Annotated in this window: 13 protein-coding genes; 1 reads left to right on the top strand and 12 read right to left on the bottom strand. The window is 35.3% G+C overall.

Translation table 11 applies throughout. From position 1 onward, the window contains the following. Positions 1–55 precede the first annotated feature (55 nt). The 6 genes from ACLTBU_RS11275 to cysK form a co-directional block, all read right to left on the bottom strand. Positions 56–670 (bottom strand): hypothetical protein, encoded by a 615-nt coding sequence (locus ACLTBU_RS11275; RefSeq protein ID WP_177670183.1) that lies wholly within the window; start codon positions 668–670, stop codon positions 56–58. Between the two features lie 28 nt (positions 671–698). Beyond that, positions 699–4,499 carry a helicase-exonuclease AddAB subunit AddA gene (gene addA / locus ACLTBU_RS11270; protein ID WP_412218953.1) on the bottom strand — a complete coding sequence of 1,267 codons (3,801 nt, stop codon included), beginning with the start codon at positions 4,497–4,499 and terminating at the stop codon, positions 699–701. Continuing rightward, a complete protein-coding gene (locus ACLTBU_RS11265; protein WP_412218951.1) occupies positions 4,465–7,881 on the bottom strand; it encodes a PD-(D/E)XK nuclease family protein in 3,417 nt (1,138 codons plus the stop codon). Before ACLTBU_RS11265 ends, addA begins: the two co-directional genes overlap by 35 nt. Before the next feature lie 121 nt (positions 7,882–8,002). After that, positions 8,003–8,416, bottom strand: coding sequence for a hypothetical protein (locus ACLTBU_RS11260; RefSeq protein ID WP_249331616.1), 414 nt, complete (start codon positions 8,414–8,416; stop codon positions 8,003–8,005). 233 nt (positions 8,417–8,649) lie between these two features. Continuing rightward, positions 8,650–9,390: an HAD-IB family hydrolase gene (locus ACLTBU_RS11255; RefSeq protein ID WP_249331612.1), complete on the bottom strand. Its 741-nt coding sequence runs from the start codon at positions 9,388–9,390 to the stop codon at positions 8,650–8,652. A 55-nt stretch (positions 9,391–9,445) separates the two neighbouring features. Further along, positions 9,446–10,375 (bottom strand): cysteine synthase A, encoded by a 930-nt coding sequence (cysK, locus tag ACLTBU_RS11250; RefSeq protein ID WP_412218950.1) that lies wholly within the window; start codon positions 10,373–10,375, stop codon positions 9,446–9,448. A 180-nt stretch (positions 10,376–10,555) separates the two neighbouring features. On the opposite strand from cysK, the gene ACLTBU_RS11245 reads away from it, so the two are divergent. Then, positions 10,556–10,996 carry an RrF2 family transcriptional regulator gene (locus ACLTBU_RS11245; RefSeq protein WP_412218949.1) on the top strand — a complete coding sequence of 147 codons (441 nt, stop codon included), beginning with the start codon at positions 10,556–10,558 and terminating at the stop codon, positions 10,994–10,996. On the opposite strand, the gene ACLTBU_RS11240 is transcribed toward ACLTBU_RS11245, so the two are convergent. The 6 genes from ACLTBU_RS11240 to ACLTBU_RS11215 all read right to left on the bottom strand — a co-directional run bounded on the left by ACLTBU_RS11240 (position 10,974) and on the right by ACLTBU_RS11215 (position 18,931). Continuing rightward, on the bottom strand, positions 10,974–12,344 hold the full coding sequence (locus ACLTBU_RS11240; RefSeq protein WP_412218948.1) for a sulfatase-like hydrolase/transferase: 1,371 nt from the start codon (positions 12,342–12,344) through the stop codon (positions 10,974–10,976). The genes ACLTBU_RS11245 and ACLTBU_RS11240 overlap by 23 nt on opposite strands. Before the next feature lie 76 nt (positions 12,345–12,420). Beyond that, complete coding sequence (locus ACLTBU_RS11235) at positions 12,421–13,401, bottom strand: NlpC/P60 family protein (RefSeq protein WP_412218947.1); 981 nt, start codon at positions 13,399–13,401, stop codon at positions 12,421–12,423. A gap of 161 nt (positions 13,402–13,562) precedes the next feature. Then, positions 13,563–14,549, bottom strand: a complete 987-nt coding sequence (locus tag ACLTBU_RS11230; protein WP_412218946.1) for a TIM barrel protein — start codon at positions 14,547–14,549, stop codon at positions 13,563–13,565. Between the two features lie 12 nt (positions 14,550–14,561). Then, complete coding sequence (locus ACLTBU_RS11225) at positions 14,562–15,083, bottom strand: YcxB family protein (protein WP_412218944.1); 522 nt, start codon at positions 15,081–15,083, stop codon at positions 14,562–14,564. A gap of 33 nt (positions 15,084–15,116) precedes the next feature. After that, positions 15,117–17,168, bottom strand: coding sequence for an ABC transporter ATP-binding protein (locus tag ACLTBU_RS11220; protein ID WP_412218942.1), 2,052 nt, complete (start codon positions 17,166–17,168; stop codon positions 15,117–15,119). A 14-nt stretch (positions 17,169–17,182) separates the two neighbouring features. Beyond that, complete coding sequence (locus ACLTBU_RS11215; RefSeq protein WP_412218940.1) at positions 17,183–18,931, bottom strand: ABC transporter ATP-binding protein; 1,749 nt, start codon at positions 18,929–18,931, stop codon at positions 17,183–17,185. Between the last annotated feature and the right edge of the window lie 2 nt (positions 18,932–18,933).

The raw sequence follows: 18,933 nt of genomic DNA, 5'->3' as shown, positions 1-18,933 counted from the left end.
AGCCTAAAAAAAGAGGTGATTAAAACTTACTTGTTTTAATCACCTCTCTTTTCAATTAATCTATAAGAAATTCTGCTGCATAAGGTAATGTTTCTACCCACTTACAGAATGTACGCCATTCTTCTAATTTATGATTTTTACGTGCATGGTACATATTTCTTAAGTTCTCATAAGTCATAGTACATGTACGCATTTGATTATAGCTAGATGGTAAAAGTTGAATCATACTATACCAATAAACTTTATCTTTTGTTTCATTAAAATTACCTCTTAAAGCCTCTAATTGTTCAATGATGACATCTAACACTTTAAGTGTCGACTCATCCATATGATCACAGCTAAAGTCTTCTCTTTCAAAGACTTTACTATGAATTTTGTGCATTGTACTTGTAGAATTAGCTGTTGTCCCTACTTTATAAGTATCATACTCTTTCCACCAGTACATTGGTGCACTAATATCTACAGATAAAAAGATTTGACGTAAGAATTTTCTATGGTCACTTCCAGCTTTGCATAATCTTTGGCCTAAATCCAGGTCATTCTTACCTAAGATATATTCCCCAGCTTCATTATACTCACTGTCCATCCTATGCCAACTATTCATAGGATTTCTTGCCCCACGAATAGCATTTTCAAGATTCATTACATCTACGTGTTCTAATTTAATCATGCTTTATCCCATCCTCTATGTTCTAGTTTTAATCAAGTGTGATCCATTCATCTATATGATATAGATACAGGCATTTTTCCTTAACTGGAAGTCCTGTAATCTCACTTAATGCTCTTGCATATAAATCAAGCTGAACTTGATAACGTCTTTTAATTTTCTCAATACTTGCCTTAAGCTTTCTACCATCTACATAGTCTGTCTTATAATCAATAATGACAAGTCCTTCTTCTTCTATAAAGCATGTATCTACTACTCCTTGTAATAGAATTTCTTCCTCTAAGTCATATGTTTCATCCACCTCATTGGCTGGAAGTAGATACACAAAGGCTTTTTCTTTCCAGACATGCTTACTCTTTTCCATACGTTCTATCATAGTAGAAGTCGCCATACGCTCCAGCTTACATACATCTACTATGCGGGCTGCTTCTTCATGCAGTTTACCTGTTTCTACTAATCGGTCAAGTTCTGCCATAATAAGGTCTGCGCTCTTGCACTGTATAAAGTTTATCTGCTCCAATACACTATGAATAAGTGTACCACGTACTGTGGCCTGCATGTTTTCCTCTTGTCTCATAAAGCGTGGAATAACTTTATCATCAAAGCTATAACTTAATTCACTTTCTGTGATAATCTCTTCTGTTTGCTCATCTTCCCCACCTAAAGTATGTTTACTTTCTTCGTAAACCTCTAACATAGCTTGCTTTTTCAGATCAGAAACAGTTACTTTAACAGGCATTGTAGTAGCTTTCATGTAAGGATACGTATACCCTAATCGGTTATAAATCAATGCTTTATGCTCACTATAGGCCTCATCCACATTCCAGTGATCTAAAATGAATTCACGCGCTTCCACCTTTTCTTCCAAGGTCTGCTGCTCTTCTATAAGCTGTATAGCAGGTATAACATTTAAAGCCCAATCTCCTTCACCTTTAAAAAGATAAAACTGCCCCATGCCCATTCTATCTCTTAAATCATCAAACTTACTATGAGCAAAAAGGCTCATGCCAATCCAGTTCAAATAGCTTGGAGACTTTTTAAGACCTAAAGGTAAAATTCCTGTTGTTTCTCTAATGGCAAACTGACTCCACTTTTGCACTTCTTTATCTAAGTCCTTCACAGTTCCTGTAATAAAAAGTTTTTCTTTTGCCCTTGTCAAGGCTACATATAAAACACGCATCTCTTCAGAAATATTTTCCGAGGTAATTCTACGTTTAATAGCTTCAAATGGTAAAGTTTCATATAAAATGTTTGTTTCTAAATCTGTATACTTAGGTCCTAGCCCTAGCTCATGATGCATAAGGACATTCTTTATAAGATCTTGATTGTTGAACTGCTTGTTGGCATTACATACAAATACAATAGGGAACTCCAGCCCTTTACTCTTATGAATGGTCATAATACTTACTAGGTTCTCACTTCCACCTACTAGTTTAGCCTCTCCTACTTTAGCACCTGATGTACGCAACCTATCTATATACTGTAAGAAAGCAAACAGACCAACACCACTATTTGCTTCAAAGTCTTCTGCATACTTTTTAAGAAGTTTTAAGTTAGCTTTTTTCTTAGCACCTGCTGGAAGCATTCCTACATATTGGTAGTATCCTGTTTCAATTAATAACCTTGCCATAAGTTCTTCAAGTGGCATAAGTACAGCTACTTCTCTATAGTGTTTCAGAAGCAGAATAAAGTCATTAAGAGTTTTAGAACCTGCTCCCGTCTCACTATAATGACACATTGCTGTATAAAAATCTACCTCTTCTTCAAACTTTCTAATGGCAAGAATCTCATCAAAATCTAACCCTACTATAGGCGAACGTAGTACTGTCAAAAGGGGAATATCCTGCTTAGGATTATCAATAATCTGAAGAAGACTTAGCATAATCTGAACTTCCATCGCATCAAAAAAGTTGCTACTTACATCTGCATAAGCATCTATTCCCTCTCTTAAAAGAGCCTCTTCAAATAAGTTAGCTTTATCCTGCACTGAGCGTAGTAGGATAACAATATCTTTAGGCTCTACTTTACGGTATTTATCCAACTCCTTATCATAGACTACCTGAGGATTGCCTTCTCCCCTTAGAAGAGTTCCTATTTTCTTAGCTACCATTAGAGCTTCAAGTTCAATATTTTTAAGTTCTTGAATGTTTGCTTCCCCTGCTAGCTCTTCACTTTCTGTACCCACTTCTTTTGTAGCATTTCCTGTTTCTACTAAATATAGTTCTACCGCACCTGCTACCTCACTGGTATAATCCTGTGCATCTCCACTATCGTAAAGATTACCCACCTTAAGCTTAGCATCCTCATCATACTCCAGCTCTCCAACACGCTCACTCATAATTTGACTAAACAAGTCATTCGTAGCTTCTAAAATATTATTACGACTTCTAAAATTTTGAGATAAGTCAATACATACATCTTTATGGGCACCCTCTACCTCATACTTATTAAAAGAATGATACTTCTCCGCAAAAATAAGTGGGTTAGCAAGGCGGAATCTGTAAATACTTTGTTTCATATCCCCTACCATAAAGCGTGTAGGTCCATCTTCCTTAGCAAGAGCTATAGAACCTAATATGGTTTCCTGAACAGCATTACTATCTTGATACTCATCAATGTAAATTTCCTCGTAGAAATCTGCAAGTTCCTTTGCTACTTCTGTATAAGCCATTACTTTATGACCTGTTTCATCTACTTCTTGTCTAACAAAAAGCTTAAGACACATATGTTCTAAATCGTTGTAATCTACAAGACCTTTATCCTTCTTAGCTTCACTAAAGCGTATATCAAACTCTTTGACCCATTTTACCAGTGTCTGCATAAGCCCACTTGCCTGCTTAGTTTTATCTTCTAAGTAAGGATCACTTAAAAGTTTAGCCACGCCCTGAGCACCCTTTACTACATCCTTAGCAAGCTCTCTATAGGCTTTAACCCTTTCTTTAAGCGTTTCCTCACACTCTTGCTTCTTACTTGGTAATCTTCCAAAATTAATGCCATAAATATGCTCTACAATATCTTTCATATTTTCTCTTGGCAGTTCTAATACAGTCTGAATTTGCTCCAGATCCCCTCTAAGTGTAGGCTCATATAAAGCCGGCCCCGCTGTCTGACATGTGACTTTGAGCGCCTCTTCATAGACTTTTGTAAGATCCTTTAGATTTTCAAAAATATCCTCTAGAAGTTCCTGCTTCCACACATCACCTTCTAACTTACTCTTTTCCTCTAGCCATTCATTAGGGAAAATCGTACTCTTCGAAAAGGTATGAAGGTCTAGAATAAGTTCCATAAGAGGCTCTAGCCCACGAATACTCCCATAAGTTTCTGCAAGTTCCATAAAGTCACTGTTATCTTCTGCATCAAAAGCTTCTTCTAACATCTCTTCTAAAATATCCAGTTTCATAACCTGTAATTCAGATTCATTACCTACTTTAATGTTAGGATCTATCTCTAAATAGGTAAAATAGTTCTTAATACATTTCAAACAAAAAGAGTGAATGGTAGAAATAGAGGCCTTAGCAAGAAGTGTAAGTTGCCTTTCTAAATAAGCTGTCTTCTCTATAGTCTTTTCAGTAGCTTCTTCAACCTGCAAAGCTTCAATAGCTTTACTAATTTTATCTGCAATACGTTCTTTCATTTCATGTGCTGCAGCACTTGTAAAGGTAACAATTAAGAAGCGGTCAATATCTATACCCTCTTCCATTTCATTGCCTACGATACGATTAAAGACACGCTCTGTTAAAACAGCAGTTTTCCCAGAACCTGCTGCTGCCGAAACTAAAATATTAGCATGTCGTTTATCAATTGCCGCCTGTTGCATGGGTGTCCATGGCATGTTCCTCTCCTCCTTTCGCAAGTTCCTCCCAAATCTCTTTATTACCTAATGGACTAAGCTGCTCATAGGTATTATCTTTATTGGTTGTATCAAACTGGCATATGGTGTGATACTTACAAAATGCACAAGCATCTTTTTCTTTTAGTTTGCACGGTTTGGCACTGATTTTGCCAGCTAGCATATCCTTACCTAAACCACGTATTAAATCATGCATATACTCAATAAGTTGTCTAAACTGCGCCTCACTTGCTACGCTAGCCCCACTGCCTAATGTACCATCTTTCTTAGCTTTTGCTGGTAGGATTTCACCTTTCACACCACTTTCCATCTTATCTAGTATATCTACATCATCTACAGCAAGTCCTGATAACTTATACTGTTTAAGCTGCTTTGTAAGTGCCTCACTAAGCTCCATACCAGTTTCATACTTAACAGTACGTGTATCAATATGGAAGTAAAACATCCCAGCCGCTTTATTCTTTTCATTAAGGCGAAGATATGCATCTAAGTAAAGTAAAAGCTGTAACTGAAGGCCATGATAAAGCTCTAGCAAGCTAAAGTTTTTATTACCTGACTTATAATCTAATACTTTAATATATTTTCCTTCTCCATCCTTTGTATAGACATCTACCCTATCGATCTGTCCTTTTAAGAAAATAGTATGCTCATTATCTAGAATAATCTCAATAGGTGGCATCTGCTCACTGCCAAAACTTACTTCATATGCTTCTGGCTCAAATTCTCCTGCTTTAAGCTGATGGGTTAAAGCCCCTATAGCACGTTTAGTCATTTTGCGTGCCTTCTTTAAAGTATAAGCAAAACGCCCATCCTGTTTAGCATTCTGACTAAGCTTAGCCGCACTATAACGCAGCGCTTCTTCTATACATTGATCCTGCTGCTCTGATGTAGCAGTAACCCATGTTACCTTACACTTAGCCAGTTCTTTTGGATAACGCTCAAGTGTGCTATGGAAAAGTGTTCCTATATCAGCTGCATTCCACTGAAGTACTTTACGTTCAGATGCCTTCAGTCCATAACGTATAAAGTAGCAGCATGGACAATTACGGTAAAGCTCCAACTGTGAAATATTTGTTACAAGCCCCTCTGGATATAGACTCTTAGCATTTTCTTTGCTTAGATATTCCTGTTGATTCGTATAAGCCATATAAGAAGCAAGGTGTCTTATACGTTCCTTCCACTCATTAGAGGTCATAAACCAACTCATAGCATCCTGCCATGGACCTTCTTCTCCTTGCCCATCTAAGTATTTACGAAGTTGCCACCCTACATAGCCTAATGCCGGCTTAGCTGCCTGAAGCGCATCTAACTGGTCATATTCAAAAGGTATTTCTCTAAAGAGCTTACGTAATTTATAAAATACAATAGAAGGTCTAAGGGCCTTACCATTTTCATCAGCTTGAATAGTGCTCACATAAAGTTTTTCTCTTGCTCTTGTAAAGGCATAATAAACGAGGAACTGCCCCATATATAAAGGATTATGCACTACAACATCATATAACCTTGACCTTTTCTCATCTGCCTTTTCACAAAGCTGCATAAGAGTCAGCTTGTCCATATCTGAAAAGAGTGGCATACTCTCATCTATCTTTGGAATAACCCCTTCATTCACACCTAGAATAAAGAGTGCTTTGACTTGAGGAATACGGCTTCTATTAATATTTCCTACAATCACTTGGTCTTTTGAAGGTGGGATAATACCTATCTCAATATAACCAAAACTTGTCTTCAAAATATTTTTAAAGACTTTAATAGAGACGGATTCTTCCCCAAGTAGGTCTACTAATCTTTCCAAAGTATCCACAACCTGTCCCCATATCTGGGTATTTTCAAGTTCTAGGCTTAGCTCTCCTACTTGCTTATAGTAAGCAATATGCTGCTGAGTTGTTTCATAGGCATGAATACTCTCTAAGAAATTATAAACAGCTATGCTAGCCTCCCTAATTTTGATTTTACCACTCCCATCTTGAGCACTTTTTAAAGCTTCCTCTAAACTAAGAAGAGGCACCTGTACCTTTTCTTTAATAGCTTGGATTACTTCAAGTGGTATACTTTTGCTTTCTCTCTCCCATGTAGCATCCCATTTTTTCTTACCTTGGATGCCATGTTCTAATAAGTAGTTTTCTAAAGTATCTATTTCATCTGTGGTCAAATCTAATCGATTAAAGCGCAAAAAGCTCATAATACTTTTATAAGTCCAACCTGTTGTAATAACCTCTAAAGCTGCATCGATAACGGCTACTAGACCATTGGTATGAATACTCTTCTTATCATCCATAAAAACTGGAATATCATATTCTTTAAAAGTACTTACAAGAGAAGATTTATACTGACCCATATCCCCTACAAGTACTGCTATATCATGATAACGATAATCTTCATCACGTATAAGTCTTACGATTTCACAGGCAAGCTGTGTCACTTCCTCATCCTTTGAAGGGAAACTCATAATCCTAATAGCATCTTGTTCATTCTCAAACGGTTTGACATAAGGCTTGAGATAGTTCTCACTTAAGTAAGCCAGTGCATCCTTATCCTTGTTATCAGCCTTCATTACCATTGTCTCATAAGGTATATTACCTTGTTCACATCTTGCCATAAGGCTCTGATAATTTTTAATGCTATCATAGAAAGGATTATTAGGATAAATGTATTCATTCATTGTATAGTGACGATCAATTGGAAGTGTAATAATAACTTGACTTACCTTATGCATTATTTCTTCAATAATCTTCATCTGCACTGCTGTAAAACCGTAGAACCCATCTATCCATACAATTGAATCTTTGAGGTAGTCACTTTTATGCACAGCACCTGCAAGGCGCTCCATTGTTTTTTCTACAGTCACAAAACGCTCGGCAATATAAGTATGGAACCATTCATTAATAGCTGTAATATCTTGTAATTTGCTTTTAAAAACTGCACTGCTCTTTTCATCTTGCTCTAATGCATCTAAGAAAGGTTTATCTATTTCATTTTGTTCAAATAAAGTAATCAGTCTATTAATGCCATCTACAAACCCTTCACTACCATAGGTTGTTTTATAGTAAACAAGCTCACTCTTATGCTGTTCTAATAGCTTTTTTAAAATCATGACACGTTCTAAATCATCGATAACAGGCTCTTTTATGCCACCCACTTCTTTTAAAACACGTTTAGCTAGGTTTCTAAAACTCATAACTTCCGTTCTTAATAATCCTGGTTTTAGAAGCTTGGCTAGCTCTACTTGAACCTGTAAGTTAAACTGTTCAGGCACAAGCATAATCAAATTATGATAAGCTTCTTTGGCTAGCTCTTCCTGTAATTGTTTATAACAGGCTGTCGTTTTACCACTTTTAGCTGTGCCTAGTATAAATAATGCCATAGGCCCCTCCTTCTCCTATCTTTTTTCTTCTATTATATCATCCTTAGAGTCAGAAAATAGCCATCTCCATATTTTTCCGCTAGGGATTCTTCTCAAAACAAAAAAATAACCTAGCGGTTATTTAGCCTACTAGGTTGATATACTCTTGTTTCAATTTTTCTATTTCTGTTTTGCTAATATATGGATAAGAACTTTCTTCACTATCTAATCTAATAAGTGCCTCATCTAAATAAGGGATACTCTGAGCTGGCTCCTCCGTTACAATATAGCTTAACTTAGCAAGCTCTACAAAGAACTTTACTTTTTCTTCAATATAATCTTCATGACTTGCATAAAGTGTTTTGTCAAAACGCACTTCATTCACTTCATACATAGCACGCATTATTTCGTAGGCTTCTTTATTATATTCTAAATCTCTAAGTACTCTAGCAATATAAAGTTTAGAAAAATAATGTTCTTCATTCTTTACAACACCTTGTGGTAATGTAACACCCGCTTTTTCAAGGATTTCTCTATAATATTCTAATGCTTTCATTCATTTCCCTCCCACTAGTAAAGATGTTTTATTTTTACACATTAAGGGACTTCTGTCAAGTTAAATAATCTTAACAGAAATGAATTCAATACATTTTACCGAAGAACATTTGGCACTTTCAAATCTAGCTTAGTATTTTCACCATTTACATTCCCACACATAATGACTTTTGTTATACCTCATAAAAAGCTTGCCCTTCCTGCACATGTATCACACTTCATTATATTTTACCTTTAGTATATGCTATTAATAGTATCTATACAATCTACATTCATACGGTAAGTAACATCTTTACGCTCTACAATGATTGTGATCTTCTTTTTTAAGTCCTCATCTTCTAAGATTTTAGAGAGTAATTCTTTTGTTGGATTAATAGCAAAAGGATGCCCTACCATCTTCAACATAGTCATATCCCCTGCAGTATCTCCATAAGCATAACTTTCTTCTAAATCAATATTATACTTTTCCACCATTTCTAAAATAGATTTTCGTTTACTTACTGCATCCCACATCGGTATAACATTCCCGCTATAAGTGCCTTTATCTCCTACTTCATAAATGGTACCTCTAAAATCATCCATACCATATTTATTAGACATCTCTCTTACAAGCTCAATTGGTGAACCAGATATAGCAATCACTTTGTGAGCATTTTGCTTATGCCAGTTAATACGGTCTCTCGTGAAAGTATAAACACGATCTCCCTTTTGATCAATGACCTTTTTTGCTACATATTCCATATGATCAGGAGATATTCCTTTAACAGCCTCTATATATACATCTACCATTTTAAGTAGATACGTATCGTAGTCTCCTTGTCTTTTATCCCAATTTAAGAAAGCTGGCCTTACTTCACTATCCCATTTGCTTGGATCTATTAGCTCATATTTAACCATCTTCTTAAAGACTTCTGTAATAAGTCCTTCTCTATAAATTGTTCCATCAATATCAAAAAATGCTGCTATCGTTTTCATGTCTCTACCTCCTTCTGATTATTAGGAATTAGTATAGTAAAAGGTATTCACCTTGTCAACTAAATAATGGTGTTGAAAGGTAACGCTCTCCAGTGTCTGGTAATAAAACTACGATAGTTTTGCCTTTATTTTCTGGTCTTTTAGCAAGTTCTGTAGCTGCCCATACTGCTGCTCCTGAAGAAATACCTATTAGTACACCTTCACATCTTGCAATGTCTCTCGTAGCTCTAAAAGCATCTTCATTTTTAACTGGAATAAGTTCATCATAAATAGCCGTATCTAGTGTCTGTGGTACAAATCCTGCACCTATACCTTGAATTTTGTGTGGTCCTGGTTTACCACCTGATAAAACAGGTGAATCAAAAGGCTCTACTGCCACTATTTTAACTTTAGGATTTTGCTGCTTTAGATATTTACCTACGCCACTTATAGTACCACCCGTGCCCACTCCTGCTACAAAAATATCTACTTTTCCCTCTGTATCTTCCCATATTTCTGGCCCTGTTGTAGCTACATGTACCTTAGGATTGGCCGGATTGTCAAACTGACTGGGCATAAAACTATTAGGAATGTTTTGAGTAAGCTCTTTGGCCTTCTCAATAGCTCCTTTCATACCTTTCCCCCCCTCTGTAAGTACCACTTCTGCTCCATAAGCTTTAAGGAGATTCCTTCTTTCCATACTCATAGTCTCTGGCATAGTAAGAATAATACGATAGCCCCTTGCTGCTGCTACAGCTGCCAGACCGATGCCTGTATTACCACTAGTAGGTTCAATAATAACAGACTTAGGGTTAAGAAGGCCTTTTTCCTCTGCATCCTCAATCATAGCCTTTGCAATTCTATCTTTAACACTTCCCGCTGGATTGAAGTATTCTAATTTTCCTAATAAAATAGCTTCTAAATCATGCTGCTCACTATAGTTTTTTAATTCAAGTAAAGGCGTTCTACCTATTAATTCCACTAAGCTTTTATAAATCTTTGCCATTTACAACACGCTCCTTTATAAAACATATCTGTTTACTATGATTATAATATATGCACCCCTTATCTAAATAGTCAACATTTTTAAATATATATTTTAATATTATTGTTTATTTTATTCTTCATCTTTATACTATAATTAATAAAACCTATAGAATTAATAAGATTTATGGAGGTCCTCTTTATGAAAATTTCCTCTAAAGGTAGGTATGCTTTAGCTGCTCTTACTTATATGGCGCAACTTAATGCCCATCATGAATGTATAACGATCATTCGTATTTCAGAAAAACTAGGTATTTCTAAAATTTATTTGGAGCAGGTTTTTTCACTTCTTAAAAGAGCTGGACTTGTTCACTCTATTAAAGGAGCAGGAGGAGGCTATGAACTTACCTCCCCTCCCGAAATGATTACAGTAAACACCATTCTTCAGGCTGTTGAAACCAGCCTTTTCGAGCACACAGAATCTTCTTCCTCTGATCCTATCACAGATAAGGTCCTTATGGACCTTGTCTGGAATAAAATAGATCAGGTACTTCTTACTCAGTTAGAGTCTATTACTTTAGATCAGCTAGCACGTGAAGCTACTCGCTATGCTGATAATTCTAATTACATGTTTTATATCTAAAGCCTAATGCTTCTGCACGTTCTCTAAATTTAGGAAGTAGCGCTTTATATTTTTCATGATGAATCAGATTACTACTTTCACTTGGGTCAGTGTCTAAATCAAATAGCACCTCTGACCCATCATCAGTATAAAGCTGATACTTTACTGCTCCCCATTTAATCATAAGATTTCTTCCTCCCCATTGTGAAATAGATTCATCCATCCAGTCACTATCATCCCCTGCCATTAAAGGCACTAAACTTCTACTATCTAAGTGGCCCGGTAACGGCGTTTCAGTTAACTCACATAAGGTTGCAAATAAATCTGCTAGATTAACATTTTTATCTACTTTTTTAGGTGCATATTTCTTAGGGTATCTAATAAATAAAGGCACTTTTACGCTTCCTTCAAAAAATCTTTGTTTCTCCCATATAGCATGCTCTCCGAGCATCTCACCGTGATCAGTTGTATAAATAATAATCCATTCATCTAAGTCTTCACCAGCTTCTTCCAAGGCCTTAAATACTTGTTCAAATTGCTTATCTATAGTTTCTATATTAGCATAGTAGGCAGACATGGCCCTTTTTACATCTCTCTTATCAATATCTATACCTGGTCTAAGTGGACCACAGTTAGAACATCTTCCTAAAAACGGATGATTGAAAGGTTCTTGATTCTCATAAAGCTCCACTCTATTTAGGTAATAATTAAAGAGATTTTCTTCTGCTATGTATGGATAGTGGGGATTTAAAAGACCTACATATAACATAAGAGGTACATGAGGCGTAGCTCTATCATAATAACTATCTATAAAGTGCTCATAGATAAAGTTTTTGGCTCCTTGTACGGCTAACTCATCTCTTCTTGCATATGCACTATGCCCTGGGCCTGCTCTAAGAATTTCTTTTTTATCATCCCACTTGATGCCACTTTCTAAAAGTCCTGATGCATTATCAGATGTAGCAGTCCTATTACAGCCTTGTGCATAATGTTTTGAGGAAACTTCACAATCCCCAGCAATACGATAAAGCCATCCTTGCATTTGGTCTATACCAAAGTGATGCAATTTACCTGCTGCTGCAGTTTTGTACCCTCCTTGTACGAGTGTCTTAGCAAAAGTTTGATAATTGGGTGGCAAGTCTTGACCATAGTTCTCTACTCCACATGTCCTTGGAAACTGACCTGCTGCTATACATTGTCTAGCCGGTATACATACTGGAGATGGTGTATAAGCATTAGTAAAAATAACTGCATCTTTTGCTAAACGGTCCAAAAATGGTGTTCGTACTATTTGATTACCTGTAAATCCACTTACATCAAATCGATGTTCGTCACTCATTAAGAATAAAATATTAGGTTTTTTATTCATGTTTATTCCCCTTATTTTTACTATAATTATATAAAAAAGACATATAGAAAGTCATTCCTATATGTCTTTTATTATTTTATAATACGCGTTTTGCACCTATATAAGGTTTTCCAGCTCCTTCAAGTGAGCTGATTGTAATACCTGTACTACTTGTACCAGAGTGAATCATTTGTCCATTTCCTATGTAAATACCTACATGTGAGATCGAATCATTATAGCCAAAGAATACTAAGTCTCCTTTGCGTAGTTCATCCCTACTTACTTTATAACCATCATTATCATACTGTGAACTAGATGTTCTAGAAATACTAATGCCGTGTCTTTTCATAATTTGTTGTGTAAATCCTGAACAGTCTACACCATTTGTTAAACTGTTACCTCCATATACATATGGATTACCTAAAAATTGTTTTGCATCTTGTATAATAGCATCTGCCAAACTTCCTGAGCTTGCAACTGGCTTTGTATTGCTATTACTGCTACTTGACCCTGATGTATTATTCTTAGAAGCTGTAGATTCTGTTTGAGCAGGTGCTTCTACTTTCGTAGGCACAATGCGTTTTACTTCTGAAATAGATTTGGACTTTATTTCATCCATAAACTTTGAATCCACATATTCAGCACTTACAAAACCTTCTCTACCATCATGGATAACCTTACACCATCCATCTACTGTATATTGAATAACCACTTTATCACCTTTACTAAGGGTGTCAAATACATTACTTCCTGTTGTGGCTGGATAATCTCTTAAGCGTACGCCTTGTCCTATAATAGCGCCTTCCGCTTCTTCTACAGAAACATATTCACTAAAAACATAGGCAGACTTGCCATCTTTACCTTTTACTTGAAGCCATTCCTCATTTGCACGACCAATGATTTGTACCTCATCTTTTTGATTTAACTGGCCTACATTGGTAGCTTTTGTATTCGGTTCCTGACGCATATTCAAAGTTTCAACATTTACTTTACCATAAGCTTGTCCATATACAAGTGAAGGTACTAACATAGTAGTCACTGCAATCCCTATTGCGAGTAATGTTTTCTTCAACTGCATTTTCATTTCCTCCGGCTTCTCATAATTTATTAACTAATTGTTACAAAACTATTATAAGAAAATTGGAGTATACTGTCAACTATTTACTCGACATTAATTATTCTTTTTATACATATTTATTAATATTTAATAATTAAACTAAAGTTTAATATATTATACCTTTATTTATATAGAATGCCTAATGCCTTATTCTGCTGCTTTAAGAAATAAGCCATTTCATAAATATCCGCAGGATTTGTTTCATAGACACAGAATTTAGGACCAATACACTCTACAATTTTTTTAGCAATTTCATGATCAAAAGGACGATGTGGATCTAGTTTTTGAATATGCTGTTTCAAAATACGATTTTTGAGCATTGGTGATTGCGCCTCTCTATAACGCTCTAATAAATAGCTACGGTCTTGACTCATATAATATTTAGGTAATGTCTTATTCAAATGTATACCATAAATATAGTCTTTTAATTCACCTAAATTCTTAACCACTTCTTTAATATACGCGTAACAACTTTTTTCTGTCCCAATTTGTAAATTGGTAAGGGTAAGATGCGAAATATCTATTAATAATCCTTTTTGTGCGTATTTTACGCCTTTAATAAGTTTATGTGTCACCTCTTTATCTAGGTAATTAAGACCTGGCCACCATAAATTCTCGAAAAGTAATAACGGCCCTTCTTCATCTGCTGGGAAAACTTCATTTAACAGTTCTACAGCCGCATCTATAATTTCTTCATCTGTATAATCAAACTTCCAAGTAAAAGAATCTTCAATACATACATGACTCACATGAAAGACCATATATTTAGCACCTAAAGTTTTAGCCCTTTCATATTGTTTCTTATATGTATCTATCATTACTTGTTTATCTTCACCACCGTAATAGGCTCTAACTGCTTCTTTACTACCTAAAATCTGTTCAACTTTTTCTAAGTTTCCTTGCCAGAAATCTAACCACATGGGATAGAAGCTTAGATGTATACCTTTTACAATTTCTTCTGGTATACGGCTAATATCATAATCCAAGGTAAGCCCCAGCTCTACCCCGTCCATTTGATGTTTCTCACTAAAAGCTTTAATTTTATCCCAATCATCTTCAAACCACTCTAGGTATTTGTTAATTGTAGAGATATGAAATAATCTTTCCATTTGGTCCTCTTTCTATTTGAGCTTATAACTAGCTTCATCCTTTGCTTCTTTAATCAATGCTTTTAAAACTGTTATTTGCTGTGCTGTCATATTATGTTTAGGGAAAATTTGTGCCTGAACTTTATCCACAAAAAATCTAAAATCTTTATTTGTTTCCACAATTTTAATGTAGGTATCCCAAGAAACTGTGTCTTCTAACTCTCCTACCTGCATATAAATATTTTCTTTTGTAAAAATGTACTTCGAAACACCTGAAAAAATAGGCGCCTGCATCTGTGTTGCTGTAATAGTCCAAACTTTAAATGGGGTTGCTATAAGAATAAATACAGCTAGTACAATCCATATAATGTTTTGTGAAATAAATACATCTAACCTACCTGTATTAACACTTACTTTATAAATAAGCCATCCTGTTAAACCTACTCCAAGAATAAGCATAAGTTTGCTTACAATAGAGCGGTAGGCTACCCATAAGTTATAACGTAGCACATCTTTTACTTTTAATTTAATTTGAAGCTCTAATTTATTGTCCACTCTCTGTATACCTCTTATTTCTATAGTTTTCCTCTAAGCCATGTGTTGGCTTTCAAGGGCTAATTGGTATAAATGATGATAAATACCTTTATTGGCAAGTAGTGTCTGATGTGTACCCATCTCTCTAATCTTACCTTTATGTAATACAATAATGTTGTCTGCATGCTGAATGGTTGATAAACGATGGGCAACCATTAAAGTTGTACGTCCTTCCATCATCTTATAAAGAGCATCTTGAATAAGACTTTCTGTTTCTGTATCAATATTAGCTGTAGCTTCATCTAGAATAAAGATCTTAGGATCATATGCAACTGCTCTCGCAAAAGAAATAAGTTGTCTCTGACCTGTTGAAAGACTATTACCTCTTTCTAATACTTCTTCATCATACCCATGTGGTAATTTTTTAATAAACTCATGGGCATTGACAAGTTTTGCTGCTGCTTCGACAGTTTCCTGGGAAATGCTGTCTTTTCCTAGTCTAATATTCCCTTTAATGTCACCTGTAAACATAAATACATCCTGTAACACCTGTCCTACCTGGCTTCTAAGTGCTGCTGTATCATACTCCTTAATATCAATACCATCTATTAAGATTTGTCCCTTTTGAATATCATAATAACGACAAATTAAACTTAAAATAGATGTTTTGCCTGCTCCTGTTGCTCCTACAAAGGCTACCTTTTGTCCTGCTTCTATTTTGAAAGAAACATCCCTTAAAATCCACTCTTCACCTTCATAGGCAAACCATACATTTTTAAATTCAATATCTCCTTTAAAAGTATTTGAATCAATGTTACGTGTACCTTCTATAATTTCATTTTCTTCATCTAAAATGGTGAAGATTTTCTCAGCTGAAGCTAATGCTGACTGAAGTACATTGAAATTCTCTGCAAGTTGTTCAATAGGTCCAAAGAAATCCTTTGTATAAGATGTCATAATAATAAGTGCTCCTACGCTCATGGCACCTTGAAGTACACTATGTCCACCTACCAGAAGTACAAGCGCTACACCTATGTAGCATAAGAAGAAAATAAAAGGTCTAAAGAGCATGAAAGCTGTCATTTCTTTCATATTTGCCTTAAAGTGTTCATTGTTAATCTTCTTCATTTGTTTGACTTTAGCTTTTTCACGCGTAAAAATTTGAATAACACGCATACCAGATAAATGTTCAGATAGGAAGGCATTCATTTCTGTAAGCTTATTACGCATCTCACGATACGCACGTCTTGAAAAACGTTTATAAATGATGGTAGCAATAACAACAATTGGCACAAGCCCAATAACACATAAGGCTGTTTTCACATCTGTAGCTAACATCATGACCATAACCCCTATTAGGAAGAATGCCTGTTTTAATAAATTGACTAGAACACTGGTATACATTTCATTAAGGGTTTCTGTATCATTGGTGACTCTTGTTACTAACTTACCAATAGGATTTTGATGATAAAATCTAAATGGTAAATGCAGCATCTTGTCATAAATTTCATGCCTTATAGCTAAAATAATTTTCTGTCCAATATACTGTAAGATTACTGCTTGTAAATATAAGAAAGCAAAACTTACTACAAGTACTAATAAGAAATAACCTGCAAGTATAGCTAGTGGCTTAAGATTAAGACTTCTTAATACTTTAAGTTCCTCTTTTTCTAATAAACGTCCTTTATAAGTATGACCATTTACATCAATCGTTAGACTATCTTCGCTCTCTAAAATACTATTACGATACATGGATGGTGTCATAGCCAAAACTGCCTTGGCATCTTCTAAGTTCATTTCCTGTACCCAGTAATACTGGCTCTTATATTGAAGCATCTGTGAAACTTCTTGTATATTCTCTTTCTCTTCTAAATGACGTAGTTTACGCCCTTCAAATTCTATTGTTCCCTTTGCCTTATCATCTTCTACATAAGGTATTTTATAACCTTCAGTAAATAAGTCTACAGCGTTTCCTATGAGTACAGGCTTTGCTAAATCTGCAACTGTACTTCCAAGCATAAAGATTAAAACCAGTAAGAACCACCATTTATAAGGTTTTGCATAGGCAAGCAAACGCTTTATAAGACTACTATCTTTATCTTTCATTTTGTTTCCTCCTCTTATGCCTCACTGAGTTCTTCTTCCAACTGTTGTTTTTCATACATATCTGCATAAATGCCTTGCATCTCAAGAAGCGATTCATGATTACCATACTCAGCTACACGACCTTCTTCTAAAACTACAATACGGTCTGCATGACGTACGGTTGAAATACGATGTGCAATAATAATATTTGTTTTGCCTTCACGTACTTCTTTTAAGTTTTCTAAGATCAGTTCTTCTGTCTTTGTATCAACCGCAGATAAGGAATCATCTAAAATGAGAATAGGTGCATCTAATATAAGCGCTCTTGCTATAGATACCCTTTGTTTCTGTCCACCTGATAAAGTTGTACCTCTTTCCCCTACGACTGTATCATACTTCTCTGGGAAGTCCATAATATTTCTATGTACATCTGCTTTTCTTGCTGCCTCTTCAATCTGTTCTTTAGTTAGGTGATCCGCTCCAAATGCAATATTGCTGGCAATCGTATCACTGAAAAGGAAATTATCCTGTGGTACATAAGCAATATGTTCACGTACACTTTGCACGGTTGCTTTCATAATGTCTTTACCATCAATATAGATAGACCCTTCTGGCGCATTATAAATTCTAAGAAGTAAGTTTACTAAAGTAGATTTACCACTACCTGTTCTGCCTAAAATAGCAAGCGTTTCACCTTTTTTAATATCTAAGTTTACATCTATCAGACCTTGTTGATTATTATCTGGGAAGTTAAAGTTTAAATGAGAAAGCTTAATATTTCCTTCTACCTGCTCAAGTGCTTTAGCACCCTCCTCATCTTGAACCACTGCCTGTACTTGAAGAACTTCATCAATTCTTTTCACAGAAGCTGAACCTTGTGCAAAGGTATTAATCCCCATAGCAATGGCTTGCATTGGCCAACTTAGCATAAGTATGTACTGATTGAAAGCTACAAATTCACCAATGGTAATTTCATTAACCATGGTGAGATACCCTCCATAACCTATAGAAATAAGTAAACTTGTACCTACTAAGAAAATCACTAATGGATTTAAAAATGCTGAAAGTTTAGCAAGCTTTAAATTCTTATCATAGTTATCTTCTGCAATAACATCAAAATCTTTAAGGTCATAATACTCTTGCACGAACGATTTAATAACCTTAATCCCCGAAAAAGCTTCCTGTACCTTATCTGATAAAAGTGCAAAAGCTTCTTGTTTAATTTTAAAACGTCTTTTTATAATCTTACCAAAATAGTAACTCCCCCATGCAATAAATGGCATTGGAATAATCGCTACTAAAGTAAGCTGTAAGTTAATGTCAAAAGCCATCTGGCCTATTACAAGAAATGTCATAATGACCGCATCAAATATAGTAATAACACCAGGTCCTACCATCATACGAATAGCATTTAAGTCATTCGTTGCATAAGCCATTAAATTTCCTGTTTTATGTGCATTAAAGTATTGCGCATCTAACTCTACCCATTTTTCAAATAAATCTGCTCTTAAATCACGTTCTATCTTCTTTGATGAACCTATGATACAATAACGCCAACCTATACGAGAAAGAGCCATCACAAGAGTTACGCCTATTAAAGTCATAACCATTGTAATAATTCCTTCTGACGCCATACTTCCATCTTTAATCCCGTCTGTTACCATTCCTATAATCTTAGGAATAAAAAGTTGCATATAGTCGACAAGTAATAAAATAAGTACACCAAATATATAGAACCACTTATATTTCATGACATAACGTTTAAGTAGTTCTTTTTGATTCATTT

Origin of the sequence: Zhenhengia sp., from assembly GCF_046966505.1 — a bacterium.
In the GTDB taxonomy this organism is placed as follows: domain Bacteria; phylum Bacillota; class Clostridia; order Lachnospirales; family Cellulosilyticaceae; genus Zhenhengia; species Zhenhengia yiwuensis.
The sequence above is the reverse complement of the archived record's forward strand: the minus strand, read 5'-3'. Positions and strand labels throughout refer to the sequence as shown.

Bases quoted from the DNA above. Each gene is read 5' to 3' on its own strand.
- ACLTBU_RS11275 (WP_177670183.1), bottom strand. From the start codon at position 670: ATGATTAAATTAGAACACGTAGATGTAATGAATCTTGAAAATGCTATT.
- addA (WP_412218953.1), bottom strand. From the start codon at position 4,499: ATGCCATGGACACCCATGCAACAGGCGGCAATTGATAAACGACATGCT.
- ACLTBU_RS11265 (WP_412218951.1), bottom strand. From the start codon at position 7,881: ATGGCATTATTTATACTAGGCACAGCTAAAAGTGGTAAAACGACAGCC.
- ACLTBU_RS11260 (WP_249331616.1), bottom strand. From the start codon at position 8,416: ATGAAAGCATTAGAATATTATAGAGAAATCCTTGAAAAAGCGGGTGTT.
- ACLTBU_RS11255 (WP_249331612.1), bottom strand. From the start codon at position 9,390: ATGAAAACGATAGCAGCATTTTTTGATATTGATGGAACAATTTATAGA.
- cysK (WP_412218950.1), bottom strand. From the start codon at position 10,375: ATGGCAAAGATTTATAAAAGCTTAGTGGAATTAATAGGTAGAACGCCT.
- ACLTBU_RS11245 (WP_412218949.1), top strand. From the start codon at position 10,556: ATGAAAATTTCCTCTAAAGGTAGGTATGCTTTAGCTGCTCTTACTTAT.
- ACLTBU_RS11240 (WP_412218948.1), bottom strand. From the start codon at position 12,344: ATGAATAAAAAACCTAATATTTTATTCTTAATGAGTGACGAACATCGA.
- ACLTBU_RS11235 (WP_412218947.1), bottom strand. From the start codon at position 13,401: ATGCAGTTGAAGAAAACATTACTCGCAATAGGGATTGCAGTGACTACT.
- ACLTBU_RS11230 (WP_412218946.1), bottom strand. From the start codon at position 14,549: ATGGAAAGATTATTTCATATCTCTACAATTAACAAATACCTAGAGTGG.
- ACLTBU_RS11220 (WP_412218942.1), bottom strand. From the start codon at position 17,168: ATGAAAGATAAAGATAGTAGTCTTATAAAGCGTTTGCTTGCCTATGCA.
- ACLTBU_RS11215 (WP_412218940.1), bottom strand. From the start codon at position 18,931: ATGAATCAAAAAGAACTACTTAAACGTTATGTCATGAAATATAAGTGG.